Source organism: Anaerovibrio sp. RM50 (assembly GCF_000622005.1).
In the GTDB taxonomy this organism is placed as follows: Bacteria; Bacillota; Negativicutes; order Selenomonadales; family Selenomonadaceae; genus Anaerovibrio.
In genome coordinates this window covers 108,973-133,408 of the sequence record NZ_JHWV01000008.1, presented here as the reverse complement: position 1 = coordinate 133,408, position 24,436 = coordinate 108,973, and the positions used below count along the sequence as shown (strand labels likewise).

The 24,436-nt window shown below is 45.2% G+C and carries 25 protein-coding genes; 3 read left to right on the top strand and 22 right to left on the bottom strand.

What is annotated here, in order from left to right:
* Positions 1 to 17 precede the first annotated feature (17 nt).
* Positions 18 to 836 carry a carbon-nitrogen hydrolase family protein gene (locus T525_RS0106620; RefSeq protein ID WP_027406561.1) on the bottom strand — a complete coding sequence of 273 codons (819 nt, stop codon included), beginning with the start codon at positions 834 to 836 and terminating at the stop codon, positions 18 to 20.
* A 47-nt stretch (positions 837 to 883) separates the two neighbouring features.
* A complete protein-coding gene (locus T525_RS14535) occupies positions 884 to 1,411 on the bottom strand; it encodes a hypothetical protein (protein WP_037325398.1) in 528 nt (175 codons plus the stop codon).
* A gap of 184 nt (positions 1,412 to 1,595) precedes the next feature.
* Between T525_RS14535 and T525_RS0106610 the strand changes: the two genes are divergently transcribed.
* Entirely contained in the window at positions 1,596 to 2,333 is a 738-nt protein-coding gene (locus T525_RS0106610) for a PrsW family glutamic-type intramembrane protease (RefSeq protein ID WP_027406560.1), read from the top strand.
* Positions 2,334 to 2,453: 120 nt separating this feature from the next.
* Here the strand turns inward: T525_RS0106610 and T525_RS0106605 are convergent, their stop codons facing one another.
* The 9 genes from T525_RS0106605 to T525_RS0106565 all read right to left on the bottom strand — a co-directional run bounded on the left by T525_RS0106605 (position 2,454) and on the right by T525_RS0106565 (position 12,698).
* Positions 2,454 to 3,041, bottom strand: a complete 588-nt coding sequence (locus T525_RS0106605; RefSeq protein WP_027406559.1) for a hypothetical protein — start codon at positions 3,039 to 3,041, stop codon at positions 2,454 to 2,456.
* The gene (locus T525_RS0106600) at positions 3,038 to 3,241 is read right to left on the bottom strand and encodes a 4Fe-4S binding protein (protein ID WP_027396666.1); all 204 of its coding nucleotides are present in this window, start codon (positions 3,239 to 3,241) and stop codon (positions 3,038 to 3,040) included. Before T525_RS0106600 ends, T525_RS0106605 begins: the two co-directional genes overlap by 4 nt.
* Positions 3,242 to 3,262: 21 nt before the next feature.
* Positions 3,263 to 4,930, bottom strand: coding sequence for an FAD-dependent oxidoreductase (locus tag T525_RS14530; protein WP_037325338.1), 1,668 nt, complete (start codon positions 4,928 to 4,930; stop codon positions 3,263 to 3,265).
* A 47-nt stretch (positions 4,931 to 4,977) separates the two neighbouring features.
* Positions 4,978 to 5,259, bottom strand: a complete 282-nt coding sequence (locus tag T525_RS0106590) for a helix-turn-helix transcriptional regulator (RefSeq protein ID WP_027406558.1) — start codon at positions 5,257 to 5,259, stop codon at positions 4,978 to 4,980.
* 150 nt (positions 5,260 to 5,409) lie between these two features.
* The gene (locus T525_RS0106585) at positions 5,410 to 6,303 is read right to left on the bottom strand and encodes a YitT family protein (protein ID WP_037325335.1); all 894 of its coding nucleotides are present in this window, start codon (positions 6,301 to 6,303) and stop codon (positions 5,410 to 5,412) included.
* 84 nt (positions 6,304 to 6,387) lie between these two features.
* Positions 6,388 to 7,497, bottom strand: coding sequence for a cyclic nucleotide-binding domain-containing protein (locus T525_RS0106580; protein WP_027406556.1), 1,110 nt, complete (start codon positions 7,495 to 7,497; stop codon positions 6,388 to 6,390).
* Positions 7,498 to 7,940: 443 nt separating this feature from the next.
* On the bottom strand, positions 7,941 to 8,942 hold the full coding sequence (locus T525_RS0106575) for a class I SAM-dependent methyltransferase (RefSeq protein ID WP_027406555.1): 1,002 nt from the start codon (positions 8,940 to 8,942) through the stop codon (positions 7,941 to 7,943).
* Positions 8,943 to 8,975: 33 nt separating this feature from the next.
* Positions 8,976 to 9,791, bottom strand: a complete 816-nt coding sequence (locus T525_RS0106570) for a dioxygenase (RefSeq protein WP_027406554.1) — start codon at positions 9,789 to 9,791, stop codon at positions 8,976 to 8,978.
* A 96-nt stretch (positions 9,792 to 9,887) separates the two neighbouring features.
* A complete protein-coding gene (locus tag T525_RS0106565; protein WP_027406553.1) occupies positions 9,888 to 12,698 on the bottom strand; it encodes a transporter substrate-binding domain-containing protein in 2,811 nt (936 codons plus the stop codon).
* Positions 12,699 to 12,988: 290 nt separating this feature from the next.
* Here T525_RS0106565 and T525_RS0106560 point away from each other — a divergent pair, with 290 nt between their 5' ends.
* Positions 12,989 to 14,023: a 3-deoxy-7-phosphoheptulonate synthase gene (locus T525_RS0106560; RefSeq protein ID WP_027406552.1), complete on the top strand. Its 1,035-nt coding sequence runs from the start codon at positions 12,989 to 12,991 to the stop codon at positions 14,021 to 14,023.
* A 37-nt stretch (positions 14,024 to 14,060) separates the two neighbouring features.
* Positions 14,061 to 14,621, top strand: coding sequence for a class I SAM-dependent methyltransferase (locus tag T525_RS0106555; protein ID WP_027406551.1), 561 nt, complete (start codon positions 14,061 to 14,063; stop codon positions 14,619 to 14,621).
* Between the two features lie 80 nt (positions 14,622 to 14,701).
* Here the strand turns inward: T525_RS0106555 and T525_RS0106550 are convergent, their stop codons facing one another.
* From T525_RS0106550 to T525_RS0106495, 11 genes are all read right to left on the bottom strand, one after another.
* A complete protein-coding gene (locus T525_RS0106550) occupies positions 14,702 to 15,433 on the bottom strand; it encodes a hypothetical protein (RefSeq protein ID WP_027406550.1) in 732 nt (243 codons plus the stop codon).
* Positions 15,434 to 15,481: 48 nt separating this feature from the next.
* Positions 15,482 to 15,850 carry a hypothetical protein gene (locus tag T525_RS0106545; protein WP_027406549.1) on the bottom strand — a complete coding sequence of 123 codons (369 nt, stop codon included), beginning with the start codon at positions 15,848 to 15,850 and terminating at the stop codon, positions 15,482 to 15,484.
* Between the two features lie 28 nt (positions 15,851 to 15,878).
* Positions 15,879 to 16,655, bottom strand: a complete 777-nt coding sequence (locus tag T525_RS0106540) for a DpnI domain-containing protein (RefSeq protein WP_027406548.1) — start codon at positions 16,653 to 16,655, stop codon at positions 15,879 to 15,881.
* 420 nt (positions 16,656 to 17,075) lie between these two features.
* On the bottom strand, positions 17,076 to 17,864 hold the full coding sequence (locus T525_RS0106530) for a ZIP family metal transporter (protein WP_027406547.1): 789 nt from the start codon (positions 17,862 to 17,864) through the stop codon (positions 17,076 to 17,078).
* 105 nt (positions 17,865 to 17,969) lie between these two features.
* Positions 17,970 to 18,380, bottom strand: a complete 411-nt coding sequence (locus T525_RS0106525) for an amino acid-binding protein (RefSeq protein WP_027406546.1) — start codon at positions 18,378 to 18,380, stop codon at positions 17,970 to 17,972.
* Between the two features lie 77 nt (positions 18,381 to 18,457).
* Complete coding sequence (locus T525_RS0106520) at positions 18,458 to 19,375, bottom strand: YitT family protein (RefSeq protein ID WP_027406545.1); 918 nt, start codon at positions 19,373 to 19,375, stop codon at positions 18,458 to 18,460.
* A gap of 46 nt (positions 19,376 to 19,421) precedes the next feature.
* Complete coding sequence (locus T525_RS0106515) at positions 19,422 to 21,446, bottom strand: TonB-dependent receptor (RefSeq protein ID WP_027406544.1); 2,025 nt, start codon at positions 21,444 to 21,446, stop codon at positions 19,422 to 19,424.
* 64 nt (positions 21,447 to 21,510) lie between these two features.
* On the bottom strand, positions 21,511 to 22,026 hold the full coding sequence (locus tag T525_RS0106510; RefSeq protein ID WP_027406543.1) for an ECF transporter S component: 516 nt from the start codon (positions 22,024 to 22,026) through the stop codon (positions 21,511 to 21,513).
* Between the two features lie 209 nt (positions 22,027 to 22,235).
* Entirely contained in the window at positions 22,236 to 22,430 is a 195-nt protein-coding gene (locus tag T525_RS0106505) for a YjfB family protein (RefSeq protein ID WP_027406542.1), read from the bottom strand.
* Positions 22,431 to 22,435: 5 nt separating this feature from the next.
* Positions 22,436 to 22,693 (bottom strand): hypothetical protein, encoded by a 258-nt coding sequence (locus T525_RS0106500; RefSeq protein WP_027406541.1) that lies wholly within the window; start codon positions 22,691 to 22,693, stop codon positions 22,436 to 22,438.
* Positions 22,694 to 22,786: 93 nt separating this feature from the next.
* Positions 22,787 to 24,205, bottom strand: coding sequence for a tetratricopeptide repeat protein (locus T525_RS0106495; protein ID WP_027406540.1), 1,419 nt, complete (start codon positions 24,203 to 24,205; stop codon positions 22,787 to 22,789).
* Positions 24,206 to 24,436: the final 231 nt, after the last annotated feature.

The window sequence follows — 24,436 nt, the reverse complement described above, 5'->3', positions numbered from 1 at the left end:
GGACGTGTCCTGACATATTACTTTTCCTCCAATGTATACAAATCTGTCCGCCGATGCTTAAGGAGCGGCAGCTGCTGCCTTACCCTGTCTGCCTCTGCCAAATCCAAATCCACTATCTGGCAGCCCTCTTTTTCATCCATCTGGCTTATGACCTTTCCCCAAGGATCAGCCACAATACTATGTCCCCAGGAGTGATATGTATCTGCCAGATTTTGGGCCGATGAGGTACCTATAACAAAGCATTGGTTGAACATGGCCTGGGCACGGAACATTAACTCCCAATGGCGTGGTCCGGTGGTCGTATTAAAGGCCGCTGGCACCAAAATCACCTTTGCTCCCTTCAGAACCATCAATCTGGCCAGCTCCGGGAACCGGAAATCATAGCATATACAGAGTCCCATGGTGCCAAATTCTGTATCAAACACCGTTATATCCTTGCCAGCCGTTAACGTATCCGACTCCTTAAAATACTGTCCCCCCTTGATATCAATGTCAAAGAGATGCATTTTTCTGTGCTTGGCAATCTGGTTTCCCTGCCGATCAAAGACATAAGCGGTATTATATACCTCACCGGCCTCCCCTAATTCCGGTACTGAACCGGCGGAGAGATAAATATTGTATTTCTTTGCCAGCTCTGAACACCTAGTCCAGACATCTCCCCCCTCTTTCTCTGCATAAACGGGGAATTTATCCGTCTCATAGGGACAACAGAACATCTCAGGCAATGCTAATAGGGACGCATCCTCCTTTACGGCCTGCTGACAAACTTCATCTACAGCCTGGAATACCTCATCCTTTGATGAAGATACCGCCAATTGTGCCTGTAAAATTTTCATGTTCATCACCTATATCACGTATTTAAATTAATCAAATAATTAGCATTTTAAAAATAATTTTGGCTAAGCTCCACCAGGCCATGCTCCAATAACCGCCAGAATTCTCTATAAGTAAGATTTTCCCCACTTACAGAAAAGAGCATATTATTATGGGTCCAATGGGCAGCATAGTCAATCGGCATACCCTTCTCGTAATAAATCTCCGCTATAGCTACAGACAAGCCATTGATTTTTTCCTTGTTCCATGTGGCCCCATATATGCCGCTGATATTGTCATTGGTAAGCTCTGTACAACGGGCCGTGCGAAGACGGAATTTCCCCGCCGGTTCATTATCTGATACATACTCTATATCGATAAGATCGCCCCCAATGACCCATACCTTATTCACCTCATAGCCACTGATAGATGGAAGATACAGTGGCTGAAAACCCGCTACATCCTTTGCCTCTGCCACAGTATCATAAGCTACCATAGGGTTTGGCATTCCCACCATGTTTTCAGCTGCATCTGCCGTACCAAGGCAGCAGGCACTTATGGTCAATACAGATAATAAGCCAATGATTTTCTTTTTCATCACAGTTTCCTCCTCGACATTTCCTTAACACATTAATGCCAAAACTTCATAGAGTCATTATTCCACTCACAGATAAAAATTCCTTCTAATAATATTTTTCTAAAAAATTTTTTTAAAATAATAACATTATTTCAACTGCATGGATATAAAGAATAGTAGAATTATATTATAGGGGGCGAATATCATGATGATTATTCAGTTGATTCTGACTGCTATCATATTGGGAATAGTTTATAAAAAAATGCTGAAATGGGAATGTGATATGTCCATTAATAAAAAACAGGCATTTGTACCAATCCTTTTAGGCGTATTGGCCACTATACTGACCCTGGGATTTGCACTGGGAATTGCCTTTACGTTTATGAACATGGGATTTACCGTAGAAAATATACAGAATGTGGTTATAAAATCTTTTGCAACATCCTTTTGGCGAGCCGGATTAATTGAGGAAATATCCAGATTGCTTATGATTATTTTGGCAATATGGTTATTTAAGCCTAAGAATGTTTATGAGTACATTTTAATTGGTGCTGCCGTGGGTATCGGTATTACCTTACTCGAGGAATTTGTCTATGGAGAGGACATTGAAGGCCTGTTAAGATTAATTACTCTTGGGGTTCATACCATATTTGGTATAATCATGGGTAAGTATATCGGTATTGGACAGTACAATAAGAAAAATGGTCTTCCATATAAGCTCCAGTATCTGATAGCCTTTTCAGTTCCAGTAATATTACATACTATTTATGATGTCTGCACCGTATTCAATCCAGCCATCTTTATTAATAACATTGATGATGAACGGACAGGAATATGGATATTAATTGGTTTAGTCTGTATCGTCTTTACCACCATTTTCCAATTTGTTGCTATAAAGCACGTGAAGCGTAATGCAGGGAAATACTCGAAGATGCTGATATAAATTGCTTTATGACAGCAAAAAGGCACCTTGCTATATATCTCATGTGATATATGGCAGGTTGCCTTTTATTTTTTATGTTTTTTAAATGTTATTTAATATTTAAAAAATGTTTATTTGAATCTATTTTGCTGTTGGCACATACTTAGCCTTACAGATGGTCTGGGTCAGAGTGCCCATTGGGCAGAACACACACCAGCTTCTAGGTTTATAGATAAGCATTGCCACTATGGCAATAATTTCAGAGGTAAGCATCAAGCTATATAACCCGAAGGCAAACTGAGCCACCCATGGGGTAATTCCCGCAGAATATGTCCAGTTCCATGGCAGCTGGAAGGTCCACAGCACAGTTACTGCCTCCTGAACCCCCTGTATATCACTGGCCACCAGCCAGGATACATAGATGATATTGAAGAACATGGCGAAAAAGAAAACCATAAAGCCATATCTGAAAGCCTTGCCCTTCATCCATTCCGGCATTTCCCGACGGAGGGAGAGTCCCACCTGACTTCCCATTACCCGCAGAAACTGGCCTCTATCACAGTAGCGGTTGCAAAATAACTTGTTGCCGCCCCCAATGGCAAAAATAAGTGGCAGGCAGAAGCTGATAAGCCCCAGCCAGGCAAATAAAATGTTCACAAATCCTAAAGAAAAATAGATGATGGACCAAATCCAAAGATAATGGTACCAATGGCGTTGCTGCTTCTTCATGACCGCACCTCCACCCTAATGGCCGATGCAGGACACTCCTTAGCACATATTCCGCAGCCAACACATTTTTCTTCTGTAGGCTTGGCAAAGACGCCACTGACTATTTCCATAGCGCCAGTGGGGCAAACATCTGCACAGGTTCCACAAGCCACACACATATTGCTATCCACCACCGCATGACGGGGTGATAATTTTCCCATGATTAAAGCTCCTCCTCCTGATCAGTTCTGTATATCCAGGGCAAACCATCTGGCATAGGAGAAGCCACCCATCAGATTACGCACTGTAAACCCGTGTTGTGTAAGCATTCTTTCCATATAATAGCCGTTGATTCCCACCCGGCAGCTAACGATAATAGGACGATTTTTATCCAGCTTATTCAGCTGAGTTCTTAGCTTAGGAGCCGGAATGTTTACAGCACCCTTTATGTGGCCTGCCGCAAACATCTCAGGACTTCTCACATCAATAAGGAGTGCCCCCTTATTCAGCTCAGCCTCCAATTCATTTGGCAGAAGCGGATTCGTCATCCCCTGCATAATGTTATCTGCGTAGTATCCCGCCATATTTACAGGGTCCTTGGCTGAGGAAAATGGTGGAGCGTAGGCCAGCTCCAAATCCATCAAATCCTGCACAGTGCCACCAAAGCGAATCACGGAGGCGATTACATCAATGCGCTTGTCTACCCCCTTCGGGCCAATGGCCTGGGCTCCCAGCACCTTGCCATCCTTCATGCTGAAGATCATTTTCATGGTAAAATTTTTGGCTCCCGGATAATAGGTGGCGTGATCTGCCGGGAAGGTAACGGTAAATCTGTAGTCCTTGCCATATACCAACCCCTGTCTCTGGAGGACCCTTTCGTTCATGCCGGTGGAGGCCGCTGTAAGTTCAAATACCTTCAAAATTGAGCTGCCCACAAAGCCACGATATTTTCTCTGGCCACCGTTTATATTATCAGCTGCCAGCCGCCCCTGACTGTTAGCAGGTCCTGCCAAGGCCAGTGAACCAGCTTCACTTGTCTGCCCGTTATAGGTCTGCACTGCATCTCCTACAGCATAAACATCCTTGAAATTAGTCTGCATATATTCATTTACAACGATATAGCCCCTGTCATTCAAGTCAATACCGCTATCCTGCAAAAATCCCGTATCCGGGCGCACACCTATGGACAGTACCACGAAATCTGCCTCCAGCATCTCCCCGGAGGAAAGCTCCACCTTAATGCTGCCATCCGGCTCGTGATGAAATTCCTTTACACCGTCACCCAGCTTTAGATTTACCCCATTGCTTCGCAGTTCATTTTCCGCCTGCACCACCATATCCGTATCAAAGGGAGCCAAAATATGAGGTGCCGCCTCCACAACAGTGACCGCCAGTCCCTGCTGTCTTATATTCTCTGCAGACTCAATGCCCACAAAGCCACCACCTACGACTACAGCCCTGCCAGAAGGATAGTCGTGGCTCAGCTTATGAAGAATATCCGCATCTGGAACATTCCTGAGGGTAACAATATTTTTGTGCTCAATTCCCGGGATTCCAGGAGTTAAAGGCTTAGCTCCTGGAGCCAGCAACAAGGCGTCATAGCTTTCCTCATACTGGGTATCCCCAAATCTCACCTGCACCGTTTTATTTTCAGGGTTCACGGCAACCACTTCACTGTAAATACGCACATCAATATTAAACAGTCTCTTAAATGCGGCTGGATCCATCACAAGGAGGTCGTCCCTATACTTAATGGTGCCACCTACATAATAAGGCAATCCACAGTTGGCAAAGGAAACATCCCCGCCACGCTCAAACATAATTATCTCTGCATCTTCTTCAAGACGGCGAAGTCTGGCAGCCGCAGTTGCGCCGCCGGCCACACCACCAACAATTAAATACTTTTTCATATCAGTTCACTCCTAAAATTTTCAACAATCTTAACTTCATAATATGATTACTGAGAAAATAAACAGGATAAAATGGCTTTAACCCGTTCATCCTTCAATCTATAAGTAATTTCCAGACCATTTCGCTCTCCCTCAATGATTCCAGCCTGGCGTAATTTACCCAGATGCTGGGAAACGGTGGACTGAGGCACCTCCAGACAGCACTGCATGTGGCTCACATTGCAGCTGCCACTGCGCCAAAGGCCACGGGCTATACAAAGGCGAACGGGATGGGCAATAACCTTCAAAAGCTCTGCCTGCTCTTCCAAAAATTTCATATCTTCAATCATTGTCTACCTCCATGTATTTCATTCCAATTTCAACTTTATTTTATTATATTTGTATATTACGTTTTTTGAATATAGTTGTCAAATTATTTTCGAAAAAAATCGGACCCGTTACCAGATCCGATTTTAATATATTTTATAACTATGATATTTTTAGATATTGTGTGCCCATTTTTTGCATGCTTCCTCGTAGCTTTCACACTCCATGGTAAAGCCTCTGCCGCTTACCTCAGAGGTATCTGAGACTATCATAAAGGCCTGGGGGTCATAATGATCCACTATAGCTTTCACCTGGGCCACCTGAGTGAGGCGCACCACCGTGAACAGAACATCACAGCTTGCCCCGGACATTCCGCCCCGACCGTTGATGTATGTTACCCCGCGATGAATTCCGGACATTATTTCATCACATATTTCGCTGGACTTAGGTGAAATAATCACAATGGATTTTTCCCTGTTAAAGCCTGCCACCACACGATTGGTAAGCTCAGCAGTTACGTATATTCCCGCAAAGGACAAAAGGGCCTCCTCCAGCTCAAACATAAATGCAGAGGCTGACACAATGGCAAAGTTCAGTACTGCCACCGCAGTACCCAAATCCACAGAGTAAAACTTCTTTATAACTGCCCCCAGCACATCCAGGCCCCCGGTATTGGCATTGGCACGGAACACCAGACCGAAGCCTATACCGCTTAATACACCGCCAAATACTGCATTTAAAATAGGATCGGCACACACCCTCCAATCTATAACAAAGGCCGTGGTATCAAGGATAAGAGAAAAGGCCACCGTACCGATAATGGTGTCCATGAAATACCGCTTGCCGAAAATTCTATAAGCCAGGTATAAAATTGGCAGATTATATACCAGATTCTGGGCACCCACCGGCAATCCCGTCAGATAGTACACGATCATTGAAATACCGCTTATACCACCAGTAAGGAGATGGGCCGGAATAAGGAATAGGTTAAATCCCATTGCCGTTATAAAACATCCCAATAAAATCAGGCAAAGTCTCAAAATAACCTTAACTGCCGATTTTTTCATATACCACACCTGCTTTCCCAACAAAACACCCGCTGGTGCCGATTATCTCCCCTATGTGGGGCTTCTCCATCAACACAACGGGTGTCAAACTACTTTATCCTCTTTTTCCTCTTGATCTTCTGGAGCATTATTTTTCTTTTCAACACTTTCCTGGAACTTGGTCCAGCTCTTCTGATAGTGGTCCAGCTCCCTTGTTATAGCCTTGAAGGCCTGCCAGCCCACGTCGTTGTGGTTCTGCAGCAAATGCTTGAACTGCATTCTCGGAATGTGTAAAACCTGACATTCCTCCACAGCCTCAAGCAAAAATGATGACGGCACCCCCAGCACCACCTGTGGATTCAGAAGCTGTCCCTCCTCCACTTCATCCAGAGGCTTCATCCACTCGTCGTCTCCCTTGCTGAAACGGGCCACCCGCCCCGTAAGGAGCACCAGCATGGCTGTCTGGTTCACGTTTGCATTGAGAATAACGTCATCCTTCTGGTAGGAGGTCACCCAGCAGGAATCCAACAGGCTCCGGATCTGGGTCTTGTTCAGACTAAGCAGAAGCGGGGTTTCGCTAAGAAGGCTGATATTATACTCCAGCTCGTTGCCCTCCATGGAAACTGCCTCAGCAACGCTGAATTCCTCCATCCTGCTGTAGGTAATCATAGGGTGATGGAACAAATTGTGAGGGGTCCAGTGCTTGTCTATCAACAGCGGCCAGCTCAGAAGGAACATATACTCCTCGTTGCTGATGCGGAAAATATACATGCGCAGCAGCTTACCCTTCCGCAAATCAAATGGACGACGGCGGTCTGCTTCAGCAATGCGGTGCATGGTGTCCATCAGATCATTGGGATCCAGGGAATCAGCGGCCCGAAATACCGGCTGAATGGTGTTGGAATTAAGAATAATCCGCCACAGCTTGCCGTTGCCGAAATAATAATTGGTCCGAAGATAAGGGTCGCTCATAACCTCGTCCCGAAGAAAGCCCAGATAGGATACAGGCGCAATTCTCCCGCCTACGCGGAAAATGGCCTGCACAGCGGCTCTGGAGTGCTGTCCCTTTTCATTGAGGACCTTCAGCTCCTCCTCATCCACGGTCACAATGTCCTTTATGTTGTTGCCATATATCTTCCTCAACTCTTCCATCATGGTGGAGCTTACATTGCCCACCCGGAAACGGGTCTTGGAAGGGGTTGCGATAATGTCCATGGCACAGAGACTCCTTCTCTAAAAATAGAATCCTTTCTAATAATTTTATCGAAATCTCTCATTTAAAATTAACATATCCCATTTAATATTAACATCTGCCACGGGTTTTTACTAGCAAATATATAGGACAAACTGCGTATTTTCGTAATTACCAAAAATGTCCTGAAATTGGTAATCCCCCGAGAAGATTCTGCTCTCCTACAGCATCTTCTCAGGGGATTACTCGCCGCTTTTGTGCACTGAAGCAATTATACAATCCCATTTGTAAAGCATAACTACTTGTATGTGCTTTATTTGACAATATAATCGTATATTTACCCCAGAAGCATAAGTCCTATAACAAATATTTAATACTTTTTTAATCCGAAAAGAAATCACAGAAAAATCGAACCGGTTAAGCCAGTCCGATTCCCTTTGGTCATATTATAATCATAATTTTAAACTCATGAATTTGATGGTCTCTTGGCATCAGAGGTAATAACCCACAAATAGTTTTCTGCCACCACGTTCAGCAAATAATGCTCCTGAAAATCTGTAAGGCAGTTATTGGGATCCATTTCGTAATTCCCCCTAATAAGGGGCACCCGCCGGACCTGAAGATTACAGGATCTGATGAACTTTTCCGCCTCTTCTGCGTTTTTAAAGGATTTACTGGCGGTGTCGTCCCTGGATACCACATCATAAAGCTCCATAGTTTCCTCCATTATGGTGTCACCATGACCTGGATACATGGCCTCCGCCACATTCCAGCCATATTCCTTGAGGCTGAAGTCCGTGGTAATGAAGCATCCACCCTTGGCATCCAAAATCCTCTTTATATTGGCCAGGGCCTGCTTCTTTTCATTATTGCCCAGATACATCCAAAGGCCCTCCGAAAGGATACATACAGGAGCCCTTAGCTCCTGGGAGGCCTTTTCCATTTCCGATGCATTGGTTACCCCCGCCATCTTATAATGAAGAAAGAGCTTTTCCTGAGGGTTAAGATAGGAAGTGAGCTTTCTCATATCCCTTATTACCGAGGCAAAATCGCAGCCCGTATAATGCCTTCCCCGCTCACACATATAAATGCCTCTCGGGGAATAGCCACAGCCCAGATCCATGATTTCCGTATAGCCATTGGCCAAACAGTACAGATTCAGGGCATCGTAGTTTATTCGCCGAAAGGTCTGGTTTACTTCACTTATACGCTTATAATCCGGCAGACTGCTGTCCACGGCAATGGTCCTGTTGCCGATAAGCTTCAAAATGCCTGCCGCATCCTCATTGCCTGACCCGGCCAGCCAGTCAAGATTCAGATACGCCGTGTCAGACACGGCGTAGGTATTTTCCTCCATATCGATTGTTTTCACCGGCTCTGCCGCCATTGCCGGGGCCGCCCCCCAGCAAAAGCAAACGCTGCAGATTCCCATGAATAATGCCAACAGCGGGAATCTAAAGTCTTTCATATCTTACCCACCCCTTTTAAGGTGTTTGTTATCTTACTGTTTTGGGAACATACCAAAGGCAAACATGGTCATGGCTATGTCCTCCATGGTAAATACCCTGTTTACCGCCACACCGTCGTCACCGTCTGCGGCACCGATGGTATAAAGCAATGGCCAATAATGGTCATGGGTTGGCACCGCGTATTCGGAATTTGGTCCGATTTCCCAGTTAAGTGCCCGATCCTCATGGTGATATTCCACCGCACGGCAGATATAATTGTTGAAGCTGATGGCCTCCTGGGCCCCCTCACGATTTCTCAGGGCCGCCTTATCCGCAGTATACGCCACCTTTTCCGGATTGTAGGTTACATTGCCGCTGCCAATAATCAGATACCCCTCGCTTCTCAGCTGTGCCAGGGACTTCCCCAGATCAAAGCACTCCTGGGGGGTAAAATTCTTGTTGACGGAAAGCTGAACCACGGGAATATCTGCCCTTGGAAACATGTGAACCAGAATAGACCATGTGCCATGGTCAATGCCCCATTCGTCATTTACAGATACCCTGTCCCCCAAAAGCTCCTGTACCCGCTGGGTGAGATCGGCACATCCCGTAACAGGGTAAACCACCTGGGAAAGCTCCTCCGGAAAGCCCTCAAAATCATACTCCTGCTTCGGCTGGGCCGCACTCTGGATAAACGTCCCCTCCGTAAACCAATGGGCGGAAATAGCCAGTATGGCCTTTGGCTTGCCAAAAATCTTAAGGACAGACTCTCCCACTGCCCGCATCCCTGCTGTAATGTCATTCATATCCAGGGCCGTCATGGGACTCCCATGTCCGGAAAAAATGACTGGCATCCTTATATCATCCATAAAAATTCTCCTAGAAATTTAATAATCATCCTTTTATTATAACGCCATTTTTCAATTTTTTCTTTTTAAAAAAGAATTTTTTTACTTTTACACTTGTCAGCACAGAACTTCAACAATAGCCTTTATAAGCCTGTTGATATCCACCGGCTTGCTGATGTGGTTCTGCATACCGGCCTCCTTGCAATGACGGATGTCATCCTCGTAGGCGTCGGCGGACATGGCGATTATAGGCACAACGCTGGCATCTGCCCTGTGCAGCATACGGATTTTTCTGGTGGCTGTAAGGCCGTCCATAACCGGCATTCTTAAATCCATAAGAATCAGCTTATAATGGGAAATCTCGCTGGCACTGTATATCTCCACAGCCTCCTGGCCATTATGGGCCCAGTCAATCATATTTGCACCATACTCAGCCAGCATAAGCTGGGCCAGCTCGGCGTTGATTTCATTATCCTCCACCAGCAAAATAGGTACATCCTTCAGCAATTCCTTTGAAATACTTTCAATATTTACTGCCCCGACCTGTTCGTTGGCTGCCAAGGTCTCTTTGTCCTCTTTTATAGTCTTTATCGGAACGGTGAAAATAAAGGTAGTACCCTCATCCAGCTTGCTTTCTACCTCAATGGTGCCTCCCATCATAGTAATGAATTTATGCACCAGGGAAAGGCCCAGTCCCGTGCCTCTGGTATTGACAGTTTCTTCACGATTTTCCTGGCTGAACACATCAAACATGTGCTTCTGGAATTCTTCGCTCATGCCGATACCATCGTCCTGAATGATTTCCACCAAAGTGGACTTGTCCCCCTCCACATTCACATGAACATCCCATACCACATGGCCTCCCGCAGGAGTGTATTTCACCGCGTTGCTGAGAAGGTTCATGGCCAGCTGCTGTAGACGAAGGCGGTCGGAATAAACCACTACCCCTTCATCCACGTGAAGATCAGCCTTAAAATCAATGTGCTGGTTGTTGGCATTCATGGTGATAGCATCCTTGATAATGCCAAAGAGCTCATGGGGAACGATTCTGTCCTCCCGAAGCTCCATCTTTCCGCTGGACAGCTTGGACAGGTCAAGAACGTCATTTACAAGAGCCAGCATCAGCTTGCTGGAGCTGTCAATACGCTCCAGATATTGGTGGATGTCCTTCATATCCTGGGAAGCCTTGGCCAGTCTGGTATATCCCAGAATACCATTAAGCGGGGTCCGCATATCATGGCTCATGGTGGACAGGAAGCTGCTCTCCGCCTGACGGGCCTGCTCTGAGGCATCAAGAGCCGCCTGCTTGGCACTAAGCTCGGCACTAACCCGCTTCTGATGGGACTGATACATGGCATAACTTACCGCCACAATTATAAGCAGCAACAGGGTAAAGAATATAACTACCATCCTGGTAGGTATACTCCGGATGAAATCCATGGTGGTCTGATCCGTATACAGATTATTGCTGAGTATACGGGTAATATTTATGCTTCTTCCATGAACAGCCTTGCTGAGAATGGAATTCAGTACATAATTTCCCGGCAAAATCTGGCCGCTGAACTCAGCATTGAGATTTTCCACGCTCTCCACCGCAAAATCCCCTGAGCCGTGCTTTACAGTAAGCCAGTTAAGCTGTGCCATATTGCAATATATGGCATCAACCTTTCTGGAGGTCATGGCCTTATAACATTCCTCAATGGTAGGGAATGAGGTAAACTGCAGATCAGGAGCACTTTCCCGTATAGTATTTTCCACATTTTCAGGCACCATGCCAACAAAAGCCGCCGTACGGATATCTGTAACCTCAGGACGTCTCAGGCACATAATGTTAAGGGTAAAAAAGACATTGGTAATAGCCAACCCCTGTTCCTCACTGGAAATAACATCCTGGCTGGTTACCCCATAAACGTCCACATCACCATTTTTAAGGGCTTGGGCTATATCCCTGCGGTCGTTGAAAACCACAAACTCCACCTGCCAGTTTAATTCCTGGGCAATCTCCCTATATAAATCAGGAGATATCCCCCGAAGGTTGCCCCCCTCATCCAAATAGGAAATAGGCGGATTAGTCTCGTGGACTGCCACCTTCAGCACAGGATGATTGGCAATATAATCCTTTTCCTCCTGGGAAAGAGGCAGACTAGCCTTCATGTGGTAACGGCGATATTTATCATAGAGCTTTTCTGCATAGCGGGAATCCTCATAGGAAATCCTGCTCATGGCAGCGTCAACCTTGTTTTTCAGCTCCATCTGATCCTTGCCAAAAATAGGATAATAGGTATTTGCGGCAATATTAAATACAGCCCGATAATCCTTGGAGAACTTTGCCCCAAAGGTTACCATTCCATCCAGCTCCCCTGCATCCATGGCAGCAGTAAGGTCATTGTCGTTGTAATAGAGCTTGAAAACGGGATGAATATTGTTCTTTGATGCCCATTCCCTGGCCCTGTCGTACATAATTGAGGACCTCACCACGCCAAGATTCTTATCATTGAACTCCGTAGGATTGCCATAGCTAAACCGCGGGTCATCATTGCGCACCCAGACACTGGCCTGACTGGTAAAGAATCCGTTGTTGGCAAACAAAAAACGCTGCAATCTTTCCGGATTAGGTGAAATGCCCAGGGCCATCTGAATGTCCCCAGTATCCAGTGCATTAAACATCTCCACATTGCTTTTATATGGATGGAACATAGGCCTGAGGTTGGCATATTGGGCAATCTTGTACATATATTCCGCATCAAAGCCGTAGTAAACCCCGGAATCTGATGGCATGGCCACCCCGGGCTGCACTACAACACCAACACGGACCGGCTCTCTGGTGTCGGGAGCCTTATCCGCATAAAGCACATGGGAAGGAAGCAGCACAAAAACCATAAGGGCCACTAAAAATATTCGCATAATGAAGGTTTTATTATTTCCCATCAAAGGCAGCCTCCCTTTGGTGTTGGACAATTAATGAATATTCATTGCTCAAATTATTTTCGGTCAAACTATATTATGATATATTTCGACATTCACCCATTTAATCCTTTTTTTCAACAACTATTATCTAAACAACAGCGAAAATGTTACATTATTTCTAAATAAATGTAATTTTTGGCTTTTTTTGTTAATTTGGAATATGTTTAGTCATTTTAGGCAGGATTATGTTACAATATATTCGTGATGTTTTAAACGGTGAACTGCCCAAAGAAAGACGAGAGTGATTGACTATGAGTATGGAAATGGAATTTATCCGGGTTCTTCCTTCACCCCAAAGTCTGATGGAGGATTACCCTATTAAAAAGAAATACAAAGAGATAAAGATGGAACGTGATGAAACCATCAAAAAAATTTTTTCCGGGGAGGACCACCGTCTTGCCCTTATTATCGGCCCTTGCTCCAGTGACAACGAGGACGCTGTAGTGGATTATGTTTCCCGTTTGGCAAAGCTGCAGGAAAAGATCAAGGACAAGATTTTCATCGTGCCCCGGCTCTACACCAATAAGCCCCGCACCATTGGCGTAGGCTACAAGGGTATGCTGCACCAGCCTTCCCCTGAGGGAGAGGAGGATATGCTGGAGGGCATTATTGCCATCCGCAAGCTGAATGTGCGGGTCATTGAGGAAACTGGCCTTACAGGGGCCGAGGAGATCCTCTATCCTGAAGTGTTCCGCTATCTTTCCGATTTGCTCTGTTATGCGGCAGTGGGGGCCCGCTCCAGCGAGGACCAGCTCCATCGCATGATTGCCAGTGGCGTGGGCATTCCAGTGGGCCTTAAGAATCCTACCAGCGGTGATTTGTCCGTTATGCTTAACTCCGTGGCAGCTGCCCAGCATTCCCAGGAATTCCTTTTCCGTGGCTGGGAGGTTCGCACCAAGGGCAACGACTTCGCCCATTCCATTCTCCGTGGCTACGTTGATGCCGCAGGAAACAGCCTGCCAAACTACCACTATGAGACCCTGACCCAGGTGATAAAGATGTACGAGGAGCGTGGACTGGAAAATCCTGCCATCGTGGTGGACACCAACCATGCCAACTCCGGCAAGAAGTATCTGGAGCAGATCCGCATTGCCAAGGATATTCTTCATTCCCGCAAGCTTAACCCTGACATCAACAATATCGTCAAGGGTCTTATGATAGAGAGCTATATTGAGGACGGCTGTCAGAAGGTGGACGGCGGCGTATACGGCAAATCCATCACGGACCCATGTCTTGGCTGGGAAAAAACCGAGCGGCTCCTGCTGGATCTGGCAGATATGCTTTGATAATTAAAATATATTAACTTTTAATGGAGGAATCTCTATGCAGACTGCGGCAAATATGCTGACCATCGCCCAGGGGGTGTGGTCAAAATCCCTTGAAACAGCCAAGGTAATCGTGGATGCCACTTCCGGCGCCGGCAAGGACACATTGTATCTGGCCCAGCACATGAAGCCCGATGCCCATATTTACGCCTTTGACGTCCAGCCAACAGCCATGCTGAAAACCAAGAAAACCACCGAGGAATTCAAGGACAGCATCACCTACGTGCTGGACAGCCACGAAAATATCAGCCAGGTGGTATCGGAAAAGCTGGATCTGGTGGTTTTTAATCTGGGCTATCTCCCAGGAGGAGACCACTCCATTACCACCGTGCCAAAGGTTACTGTGAAGGCTGTGGAAAATGCCATGAAGCAGCTGGCAGTAAACGGCGTTATTTCCATTATGGTTTATCCCGGCCACCCATCAGGGAAAGAGGAAGGGGTACACCTGATGATTCTTCTGGAGGAGCTGCCAAAGGAGGACTACTCCGTGGTAAAATGCCAGCTCACCAACCACGACGCCACCGCCCCATATCTGTATTTGGTTGAAAAGGTGAGATAACCGAATAATTAACCGTTAAATTAATTGAGGCCCGCTAGCAGATAGCTAACGGGCCTTTAATGGGCCAAAATTTTCAATTGTTATACTTTCCCTTTAGGCAAACGTTCCTTTATCTCCTTTAACATTTTCTCGCCCGCACTATCAAGTGCTTTTAGGGATACTGACTTATTTCCAATTCCGCCTATTACAGTACTGTCAGATGCCTTCTCAGTAAATTTGCCGTTATACAGATATTTCCCTGTTGTCAAATTTAATATCTTAAGCGGCACAACAGTGGTTATATCCTTACCAATAGTGAAAAAAGTCATTTTGTCACGTGCTATAAATGGCTGTACTTCCAAATAGATACAATAATCTATTCCAGAATTTGCAAAGGCATCCATAAAGTCAGCCCGTTCTGCCGAACCTGGATCATCATAGCCTGATTGTTTCAGTATTTCCATATATGGGGCACCATCAATTAACTCATACTCTACTTCAGGCAGCGCATTGTTTAAGTATTTGAATATTTCTCTGTCCACCTCATCATCATAAGTAGACTTGGAATTGTTCAAATACATTATTGCAACCTTAGGAAGCTTTACTGCCTGTTCGGTAGATGGCTTATTATACTCTGCCATTATATTATCAATACGTTCCTTAATAGTATCTTTACCATTTTGTCCGTCTAACTTGTCAGCGGTTCTTATTCTTTGGACCAAATTGGTTTGTGGTGTACTCTGATGAATATCAGCATCCGCCAAAACAACACTGTTACAGCTTAATAATACGGAAAGTGCCACACCTAACCCCAGGATTTTTTTCGTAAACATTGATTATCCCTCCAGCCATAATATACTTGGTGACTTGTTGTTTTTACTTTAATGTTGCCTATTGTTTATGACAATAGCAAGTTCTTTATCCATTTTTGTCCAACTAAAACCTTTTTTATCATCATCCATTTCCATTAGATGTAACGCTTGCCGTGTTTCGTTTTCACTCAAATTCATTTTAGACCACGCAGGATGATTTTTAACATATTCTTCCACATCTTCAATCGTCCATTTATCAAAAATCTGATACGGCCACCCATCGACCCCTACATTACATTCTTTTAAGTCGTCATCTTCAAATATAAACGCACCTCTATCATGTTCTTTATTGGTTTTCATTAAAGCTTCACGCCAGTTTTCAGCCTCCACGGCTATCTTTTTCTCATATACTTCTTGAATCACCACATTAAATTTCACATTTACACCCCCAAAATAATATTTATTACTATTCCTTATTTACTATATGATACGATCCTCTTCCTAAGAATTCAACAAATCCTTTATCCCTTAAAAATTGTAGCTGTTGGCGAATTTTAGGTTGAACATTGTGATTTTCTCTGTGCCGCTCCTGTAAATAATCTGTAAAAGCATATACATCATCAAGTGTGAAATATTCCTTGCCTATCTGTTGCAGACAATAAAGCACGTCCATAAGCCAGCCCCTTGCCTGTATCTTTGAAGTCGCCAATGCCATCGTGGCGGATACTTTTTCACACACAAATTTAGGTTCAAGGACTTCCTGCTGATAAATAACAGGGATTTTGCCCAGAACCGGAATATTCTTCCAAGCTATATTACACCCCGTCCATCCTGCACGGCGGGCTGTTGGTGGTAAAGGATTTCGTTTTATAATAATATCCGGAGTAAAAAAATAACTGGGAATAATCCAAAGATTTTCTACTATGCATTCTTTGCGTTTATATTCCATAACAAATAAATGAGGGTTATTATCATCCATCAACCTGGCCAGCATGGTATCATAGGCTCCATCAGCAATTAGTGAGCCAAAATGACCATTATGACTTTTCAATTCAAAAATATTCTGGCAAGCCGGACATATTAAATCAGCTACTGGTTTGTTATTTTCCAAATGCTTCAAGTGGTGTTCTCCACACATAACACAGTACATATTTTCAGACATCCAGTTTTCTGTTATAACCCGTGCCTGTTGCTGAGGGCTATTATATTTCAAGCCCAAACTAGCATCCATGTATATATTCACGTCACTACCTCCGGCATTTTTCAAATAATAATTAGTTAAAAATTATTATTCCACACGTTCTAATATATTGCAATAAACTTGTAATTAATTCCTATATAATATCCATTTTTCAATAATTATTGTAGAACATATATGCGATAAAATCAATATTGTCACAAATAAAGTACATCATAAAAGGCGTGCCGTAGCACGCCTTAAAAGCTATAAAGCAGGTTTAGTCATCAAGACATCGAATCAACCAGTTCTCTGAGTTCAACGACAGTAATACCAGCCTCTTCAGCAGCTTCTTCCTCAGTAATTCTTGATTTTTTTCACCAAAGAAAATAAGGTTTCGATTACAGCCTTATCCCGTTCTTTTTTCTTCTCTTTCTCAATTTCCAAAGCCAAAGTCATATACTCTCGCCTCCATTCTTCGCTTATTTATCCCAAGGTGGTGTCCAGTACCATCATCAGTGAAAACCCTACGGCGAACATGATGGTTCCTATATTGGAGTGCTCCCCTTCGGACATTTCGGGGATTATTTCCTCCACCACCACATACAGCATGGCGCCCGCCGCAAAACTCAGCAAAAAGGGCAGCACTGGGATAATGATACTTGCAAATATAATGGTCAGGGCCGCCCCCAGGGGCTCCACCACCCCGGAAAGGACACCATACACAAAGGATCTGGCCTTTGACAGGCCTTCTGCCCTCAGTGGCATGGATATAATGGCTCCTTCGGGGAAATTCTGAATGGCAATACCCACAGACAGGGCTATGGCCGCCCCCAGGGTGATATCAGCCGCCCCATTATACCAGCTTGCGTACAAAACGCCTACTGCCATACCCTCAGGAATGTTATGAAGGACCACTGCCAGCACCATCATGGTGGACTTGGCTGCGGTGCATTTCAGGCCCTCACTTTCCTCACTGTTTAAATGCTGATGGGGAATGAGATAGTCCAACAGCAGCAGAAAAAGTATTCCCGCCCAGAAGCCCGTTACGGCAGGAATACAGCTCAGCACATCCCCCCAGCTGTCAATGGCCTGCTCCATGGAGGGTATCAAAAGGCTCCACACCGAGGCCGCCACCATAATACCCGCCGCAAAGCCCAGCAGTCCCCTTTGCACCAAGGGATTCAACTGCTCCTTCATAAAAAATACACAGCCCGCCCCCAGACTTGTGCCCAAAAATGGAATAAGGAGCCCCTGAATTATTTCAACTGACATTTTTCCACCTCTTTTCAAGAAAAGCAGAGCCAATAACCATGACTCTGCTTTTTGATTGCATTATATGCTATTTTTCCAAATAGCTTCTATATAAGAATATCTCAATTAGAATGTCTCGATGAGATTGAAGCCCTTGCCCAAAAGGAAGGTGGCGGTTTCAGGCTCGTTGGTCTTGAATACAGCCACTGGCTTACCCGTAGCACGGTCAAAGGAAATGTACAGATAACAGATATCGATATTTGCCCCGTCCACGGCGGACAAAATCTTGTCCAGATACCCCGGAACATCCTCCATGGTTACCGCAATAACCTTGTCCAGACGGCACTGGTAGCCCGCCGCCTTCAGAGCATCGATGGCCTCATCAGGCCTGTCCACTATAAGGCGGATAATACCAAATTCCGCGCTGTCATTGGCCAGCATGGTGTAGATGTTTATATTTGACTTGGCGAGAACAGAGGTAATCTTTACCAATCCCCCCTGCTTATTTTCCGTGAAAAGAGATATCTGTTGTAACATATTTAAACCTCCATTTAACAAACTCTACCCATAACTATAGCAAATATGGGTAAAATTGTAAACCTAAAATCGCCATATTAGTCATCTGTCTCCACAGGTGTTCTGCCCTGACGCAGCTTCTCCAGCTCAATGCCCGGCAAGGTGAAGCCCCTGCCCAGCACTTCGTTGGCGGATACAATAAGCATAAAGGCGGCCCTGTCCACGGTATTGACAATGGACTTTATCTTGGCAATCTGGGTAGTTTTCACCACCACAAAGACAATATCCCGCTCGGCCTGGCTGTAAGCCCCCTGACCGTGGATAAAGGTGACTCCCCTACCAACCTCATAGATAATTCCGTCGGCAATTTCCCGTGACTTGTTGGACACAATAAGGATAGCCTTTCTGTGGTTTATACCCGCTATTACCTTGTCCGTCACATTTGCCGCCACGAACATGCCAATAAGGGTAAACATGGCCTGGGTAACACCGAAAAGGGCCCCTGCCACCAGCATCAGCATACAGTTAAAGGAAAAAATAACCACGCCCATATCAAAGGAATAGTACTTCTTCACAATGGCCCCGATAATATCAAAGCCGCCGGTACTGGCGTTATTCCTGAATACAATGCCATAGCCGATACCGCACAACACACCGCCGAAAATGGCCGACAGCATGTGGTCCGGCACCAGATGGTAGTCATTCAAGAATTTGGTAAGGTCCAGACAGAAGGAAAATACCACTGTTCCCACAATCACATCCATGAGATAGCGCTTGCCCAGATAAAAATAGGCCGCAATCAGAAGTGGAATATTGTACAGTATGGACTGGATACCCAAAGGAAAACCAAAGGAGAACAGCATAATCATGGAAATACCCGTAACTCCCCCTGTCAAAAGGTGAGCCGGTACATAACAGGCATTGATGCCCACGCTGGCAATAAGACAGCCCAGTACAATCAAAGAATATTTCAAAATATTTCTTTTTACATGATACTTCCTTACAAAGTGCTTCATGCCCAATATTTCCCCCCGAGGAATTCCCTTAAAGTAATGTTAATTTTCAGAAATTATAGCTGCAGCTCAGCACGTAGGTGCGGCCCTCCATTGGATAGCCGTAGATTTCGCTGTAGTCCTTGTCAAATAAATTATACACCGTAAAGTTGGCGCTTGTCTGCTTATCAAATTCTTTTGTCAAAGAAATATTGTGTACGGCGTAGCCCCCCAGATCCACAATACGGGTTGTACCCGGAGCGGCGTAAGGATAGCCGTATTTTGCCTTCTGGCTGCCAACGTAATTCATATCGTACTGGAAGGTCCAGCTATCCCTCTTGAACTTGTAGCCCAGGGAAAGCATGTGGCGTGGGCGGTAATCCAGCTCATCGTTGAGCCCTGTGCTGTCATAAGCCTTTACACCGTCCTTGGATGTATGCTGGTTGGTGTAGTTAAGATAAACAGAGGAATAATCATCGAACCTATAGCTGTTCTCCCACTCAAAGCCCCAAATCTTCACACCGTTCAGCATATACACGTTGAATGGTCTTGTGTGAAGGAAATTAATGAAGGAGCTGAAATTCTGGTAGAACAAAGACACCTTGGTGTCATATTTGTCACTGAAGCTGTGGGCCACGGACAAATCATAGCCCCAGCCCTTTTCCGGCTTCAACTCACCACTTCTATTATTGTTGCCCGTTAAATCCATATAATACCAGTAGAACTCTGCCATGGACGGACTGCGCCAAATGCGGTTGATGGAAAAGCTGGTGGTGGTCTTTTCATCATGCTTTAAAGTAGCAGTAATCTTTGGAGAAAATCCGCTGTCACTGTAGGATTTTATCTTTGCTGAAGCCCTGTCATCATCCCGGTCAGCGCGCATGGTATCATAGCGGAGACCATATTCCAGGGTCCAACGCTTGTCCATGGTCCAGGTATCCCCTAAATAAAGGCCCCAAGTATCAGCCTTCTGGGATGGATAAAGTTCCTGGGCAGTAGCTGGTTTTGCCCCCTTGTACCAACCATAGCCATAACGCAGACGGTTATACTCGCCGCCGAAAGCCAGCTCATGCTTGTCATCCAGCACCTGAGTACCCCGATAAATATAACCAGAGGACTTGTCACTGGTATTGTAACGGTCATAACTAACAGCACCATTAACAACCTTTACCTCATGTAACTCCTCGTTATTCTGCCAGTAGGTAAGTAGGTCATTACCGCTGTCCCTTTTGGATTCATAGGAAATATCGAAGCGGTTGCCAGTGGCAATGGTATGGCTCCCATCTCCAGGCAATACGCCAAAGGCCTGATCATTGCCGTATGCATCCCCAAAAAGTGTGGTAGGGTAATATGGATTGTATCCCGCAGTACCCGGAATATTCTGTACAACACGGCCCACATGGGTGCGGTTATGCTGGAAATTCACCTTAATGGTGTCAGTTTTGCTAAAATGGTATCCCAGACTCAGGCCAAATAGCTTGTTGCCATAATCCGCATTTCTCAGATAAGCGTCCTGGGACTCATAGAGATAGTTAATGCCAAAGTCAAAATTGTCAGCAGAGCCCTTGTAATTAAAGGCTGTCTGGCGGAGTCTTCTGCTGCCCATGGCAAACTTTATCTGACCGCCGTAGGCCTGTTTGGTGATAATATTAATAACACCGCCCTCGGTCTGGCCATACTTAAAGGACTTGGCGCCCTTAATAATCTCGATTTTTTCAATCATATCCGCAGGTATGGAATCCCAGCTGAAATAGCTGCCCCCCATAACTCCGGAATTTTTCTGGGGAACACCGTCCACCAGCACAATAAAGCGGCGGCTGTCATGACCACGGAGCTTTACACTCTGGTCCTCAGCGCCTCCCACGGGCTTTTCCTGAATCTGAATTCCCGCAGTACCGCGAAGAATCTCAGGGACAGACTTGACCTCTCCCTTGTAGTCCTTCATATCGATAACGGTATCCACCTGATTATCAGTGGCCTGATCGCCATATACCACCACTTCTTCATCGCCATAGTTGACTAACTCGGCGGCGTAGGCGCTGCCCGTAACCAGACTGAGACACAACAAACCGCTTAAAATCTTCCACTTTCTCATTAACTTGCTCCCAAACATGTAATATTTTTTACTTATATCATTTTTTCTAAGGATTATTTGTTTCCTAATTAAACAGCTCATGATGTGAAAAGGCCATCTTCAGCTGCTTAACAACAAATGGAATCAACAGAAGCTGTATCACAATGCCCGGGGCTCCTGTCATAATCCCACCCCACACATAGGTAATTGGATCAGCCTTAATCTGCAGCATTTCCCCAAAGAGAAGAAGCACCACCACTATTATGGCACGGCCGCAGATAATGGCCCCCAGCATGGCCAGCCATGGATTCAGCTTACGGCTCAAAAGCCCGGAAACCAGGCCGTACACTCCCAGCTCTGCCACCATCATTGGCAGCATAGGCATCAATGGAGGCATACCCGTCAAAAAGCTGCTAATAACTGGTGTAACCACACCTACAATAAGTCCATATACAGGGCCTAAAATCAGACCACCCAAAAACACGGGAATATGCATGGGGGATAAAATCCTGGCCACGGGCCCAAAAGCATGAAAAGCTATGGGCAAAAGCACACCCAAGGCCACAAAAAATCCCGCAAACACCGTCTTTTTTGTACTCATAATAACTCCTTTTTCTATACTGATCGGCGTTTAAAACCTATCAAAATAGTATAGTTTTATTTTATCCGATATAATTTCCCAGATACCCTATTATTTTGCCATTAAATGCCCCTATATAGCAAGCAATATCTGACTAATTTACTAATATTCGCCATGAAAAAATCCACCACCTAATAGGTAGGTAGTGGACTTTTCACCTTATGGCAGTCTTATGCCATGATGTCAATGTTCTGACCGATACCAGTCATAGCAGCCACCTCCGCAGCCCCCATTGCATCCAGCATGCCATCCATCATTTCAGTCTGGGTATCCATGGCCATTTTCATTACAGCTGTGCCAATAGACATTGCATCCTCTTGCTGATGCATTTCTACTGACAAAGAAGCAATGCTCATTATATCCATAGGATTCACTCCCCCTTCTTGTAAATGCGCCAGTTCACTGCTGTTGCCACTGAGGTTAATACAGTACAAATTATGAGCATGATGTCAGCTCCACCTCGCACCATTGCTTCGGCAACATTTAATACTGTAAGAATACCAAAGAGGATAGCAGCTTTTCTGTAGAATCTTGGCGTCTTGCCTTCATCTCTGTAGGCTTTGAAAATCAGGAAAAAGACTACCAGTGATGCCACCAAAATAATAATTGAAATATAAACCGGATCCATGAACGGAACCTCCAATACAACACCAAAAATGATACGGATATTGTATCACAAACTATATCGTGATTTCCAGCCGAAATCTTCAGCTGAACAGCGTTATTTTAATTTTTTCATAAGGGCCTTGGCCTGCTGGTTTTCAGGGTCCAGCATAAGCACCTTGTCAATATCCGCCTTGGCCTCAGCCTTCATGCCCATATTGTTGTATACCATACCACGATAAAGGTAGGCGATTACATAATTGTCAGTCATACCAATAACCTTGGTAAAATCTGCTGCTGCATTCTCATTATCCCCCAGATATGCCTCAGCCACAGCCTTGTTCAGTATAAACTGAGGTGTCCTGCCCCCGTCCAGCTCCACAGCCTTTTTGAAAAGCTCCAGGGCCTTGTCCGGCTGCTGCATCTCCAGATAGAGACAGCCCTTGTCGTAGTGGGACACAGGATTATTTGGGTCCAGCTCAATGATTTTTTCAAAATCCGCCTCAGCATTGTCAAAATCCCCCATATCCCTGTGGAACATGGCCCGTGACTGATAACCCAGCTCATAATTCGGTGCCAGCTCAATACACTTGTCAAAATCCGCCATGGCTTCATCATAACTGCCCACCTTGCGGTTGGCCAGACCTCTGGCGTTGTAGGCCAGGGCATTATCTGGTTGCACCTCTATGGCCTTGTTGAAATCCGCCATGGCCTCCTCGAACATTTTGGCCTCCATGGACAGGTAGCCTCTGTTAATATAGGCACTGGCATTTTTGGGGTCAACCTTGATGGCGTTGTCAAAATCACTGCGGGCCGCATTAAACTTACGCTGCTCCACAAAAAGCATGCCCCGGTTCAGATAGGCCGTCACGCATTTCGGGTCAAGCTCCAAAGCCTTGTTGTAATCCAGGTTCGCCGCAGAAACATCGGGAATCTTGGAATAGAGAATGGCCCTGTTGACGTAGTTCATGGCAGTAGGAGCCTTTTCCACCGCCAGGCTCATGGCCTTTACCGCTTCGTTTTCCCGCCCCGTGTCGAAATACAGCTTGCCGAGAATGGAGATTGCATCAACGTAATCGGGATAAATCTCCAAGGCCCGGTTGAAGCTCTCCTCAGCCCCGGCGAAATCATTATCCATATACTGGAAGCTGCCCTTCACGTAGTAAGCATCAGGTAAATTTGGATCAACGCGGAGGGCTGTATTTAAATCTGCCTCTGCCCCTTCCCTGTCCCCCGACAAAAATTTTGCCCGGGCACGGCTGGTATATACCACAGCCCAGCCATCGTTGCTGGACAATATATAGTCGTAGGCCTCCATGGCGCGGCTGTAGTCCCGCTTTTCCATAAAGGAATTACCCAGATCATACACCTGTGAATCGCTAAGGCCGCTGAAGTCCTCTGCCCCCAATGCGAAGGCAGGAGTTACCAGAAGGGCCGCTGCCATCAGGGGGGCAACCACCTTCCTGCCAATATTTTTCCTTATATTTTTATGGGCTAATCCAGCTAATTTATTAAAGCTTCTCATATCAAATTTCACGTAATCCTCTCTTATAATATTTCACTATTAACGATACCTTGCACTATTAGCTATACCTTAAAATAATGCTCTTTAATTCTACCACCTCACCTCCGCCCCCACAATTAGAAGTTTATTAGAAAATACCAAATTATTTACCATAAAAACTTCAAATCGGCTAAATATTTTTACACAATTCCATGAAAAATATTCCAATTAGCGTTATAATAATAAAAGAAGAACTATTTACCA

Bases quoted from the DNA above. Each gene is read 5' to 3' on its own strand.
- T525_RS0106620 (WP_027406561.1), bottom strand. From the start codon at position 836: ATGAAAATTTTACAGGCACAATTGGCGGTATCTTCATCAAAGGATGAG.
- T525_RS14535 (WP_037325398.1), bottom strand. From the start codon at position 1,411: ATGAAAAAGAAAATCATTGGCTTATTATCTGTATTGACCATAAGTGCC.
- T525_RS0106610 (WP_027406560.1), top strand. From the start codon at position 1,596: ATGATGATTATTCAGTTGATTCTGACTGCTATCATATTGGGAATAGTT.
- T525_RS0106605 (WP_027406559.1), bottom strand. From the start codon at position 3,041: ATGAAGAAGCAGCAACGCCATTGGTACCATTATCTTTGGATTTGGTCC.
- T525_RS0106600 (WP_027396666.1), bottom strand. From the start codon at position 3,241: ATGGGAAAATTATCACCCCGTCATGCGGTGGTGGATAGCAATATGTGT.
- T525_RS14530 (WP_037325338.1), bottom strand. From the start codon at position 4,930: ATGAAAAAGTATTTAATTGTTGGTGGTGTGGCCGGCGGCGCAACTGCG.
- T525_RS0106590 (WP_027406558.1), bottom strand. From the start codon at position 5,259: ATGATTGAAGATATGAAATTTTTGGAAGAGCAGGCAGAGCTTTTGAAG.
- T525_RS0106585 (WP_037325335.1), bottom strand. From the start codon at position 6,303: ATGAAAAAATCGGCAGTTAAGGTTATTTTGAGACTTTGCCTGATTTTA.
- T525_RS0106580 (WP_027406556.1), bottom strand. From the start codon at position 7,497: ATGGACATTATCGCAACCCCTTCCAAGACCCGTTTCCGGGTGGGCAAT.
- T525_RS0106575 (WP_027406555.1), bottom strand. From the start codon at position 8,942: ATGAAAGACTTTAGATTCCCGCTGTTGGCATTATTCATGGGAATCTGC.
- T525_RS0106570 (WP_027406554.1), bottom strand. From the start codon at position 9,791: ATGGATGATATAAGGATGCCAGTCATTTTTTCCGGACATGGGAGTCCC.
- T525_RS0106565 (WP_027406553.1), bottom strand. From the start codon at position 12,698: ATGGGAAATAATAAAACCTTCATTATGCGAATATTTTTAGTGGCCCTT.
- T525_RS0106560 (WP_027406552.1), top strand. From the start codon at position 12,989: ATGAGTATGGAAATGGAATTTATCCGGGTTCTTCCTTCACCCCAAAGT.
- T525_RS0106555 (WP_027406551.1), top strand. From the start codon at position 14,061: ATGCAGACTGCGGCAAATATGCTGACCATCGCCCAGGGGGTGTGGTCA.
- T525_RS0106550 (WP_027406550.1), bottom strand. From the start codon at position 15,433: ATGTTTACGAAAAAAATCCTGGGGTTAGGTGTGGCACTTTCCGTATTA.
- T525_RS0106530 (WP_027406547.1), bottom strand. From the start codon at position 17,864: ATGTCAGTTGAAATAATTCAGGGGCTCCTTATTCCATTTTTGGGCACA.
- T525_RS0106525 (WP_027406546.1), bottom strand. From the start codon at position 18,380: ATGTTACAACAGATATCTCTTTTCACGGAAAATAAGCAGGGGGGATTG.
- T525_RS0106520 (WP_027406545.1), bottom strand. From the start codon at position 19,375: ATGAAGCACTTTGTAAGGAAGTATCATGTAAAAAGAAATATTTTGAAA.
- T525_RS0106515 (WP_027406544.1), bottom strand. From the start codon at position 21,446: ATGAGAAAGTGGAAGATTTTAAGCGGTTTGTTGTGTCTCAGTCTGGTT.
- T525_RS0106510 (WP_027406543.1), bottom strand. From the start codon at position 22,026: ATGAGTACAAAAAAGACGGTGTTTGCGGGATTTTTTGTGGCCTTGGGT.
- T525_RS0106505 (WP_027406542.1), bottom strand. From the start codon at position 22,430: ATGGATATAATGAGCATTGCTTCTTTGTCAGTAGAAATGCATCAGCAA.
- T525_RS0106500 (WP_027406541.1), bottom strand. From the start codon at position 22,693: ATGGATCCGGTTTATATTTCAATTATTATTTTGGTGGCATCACTGGTA.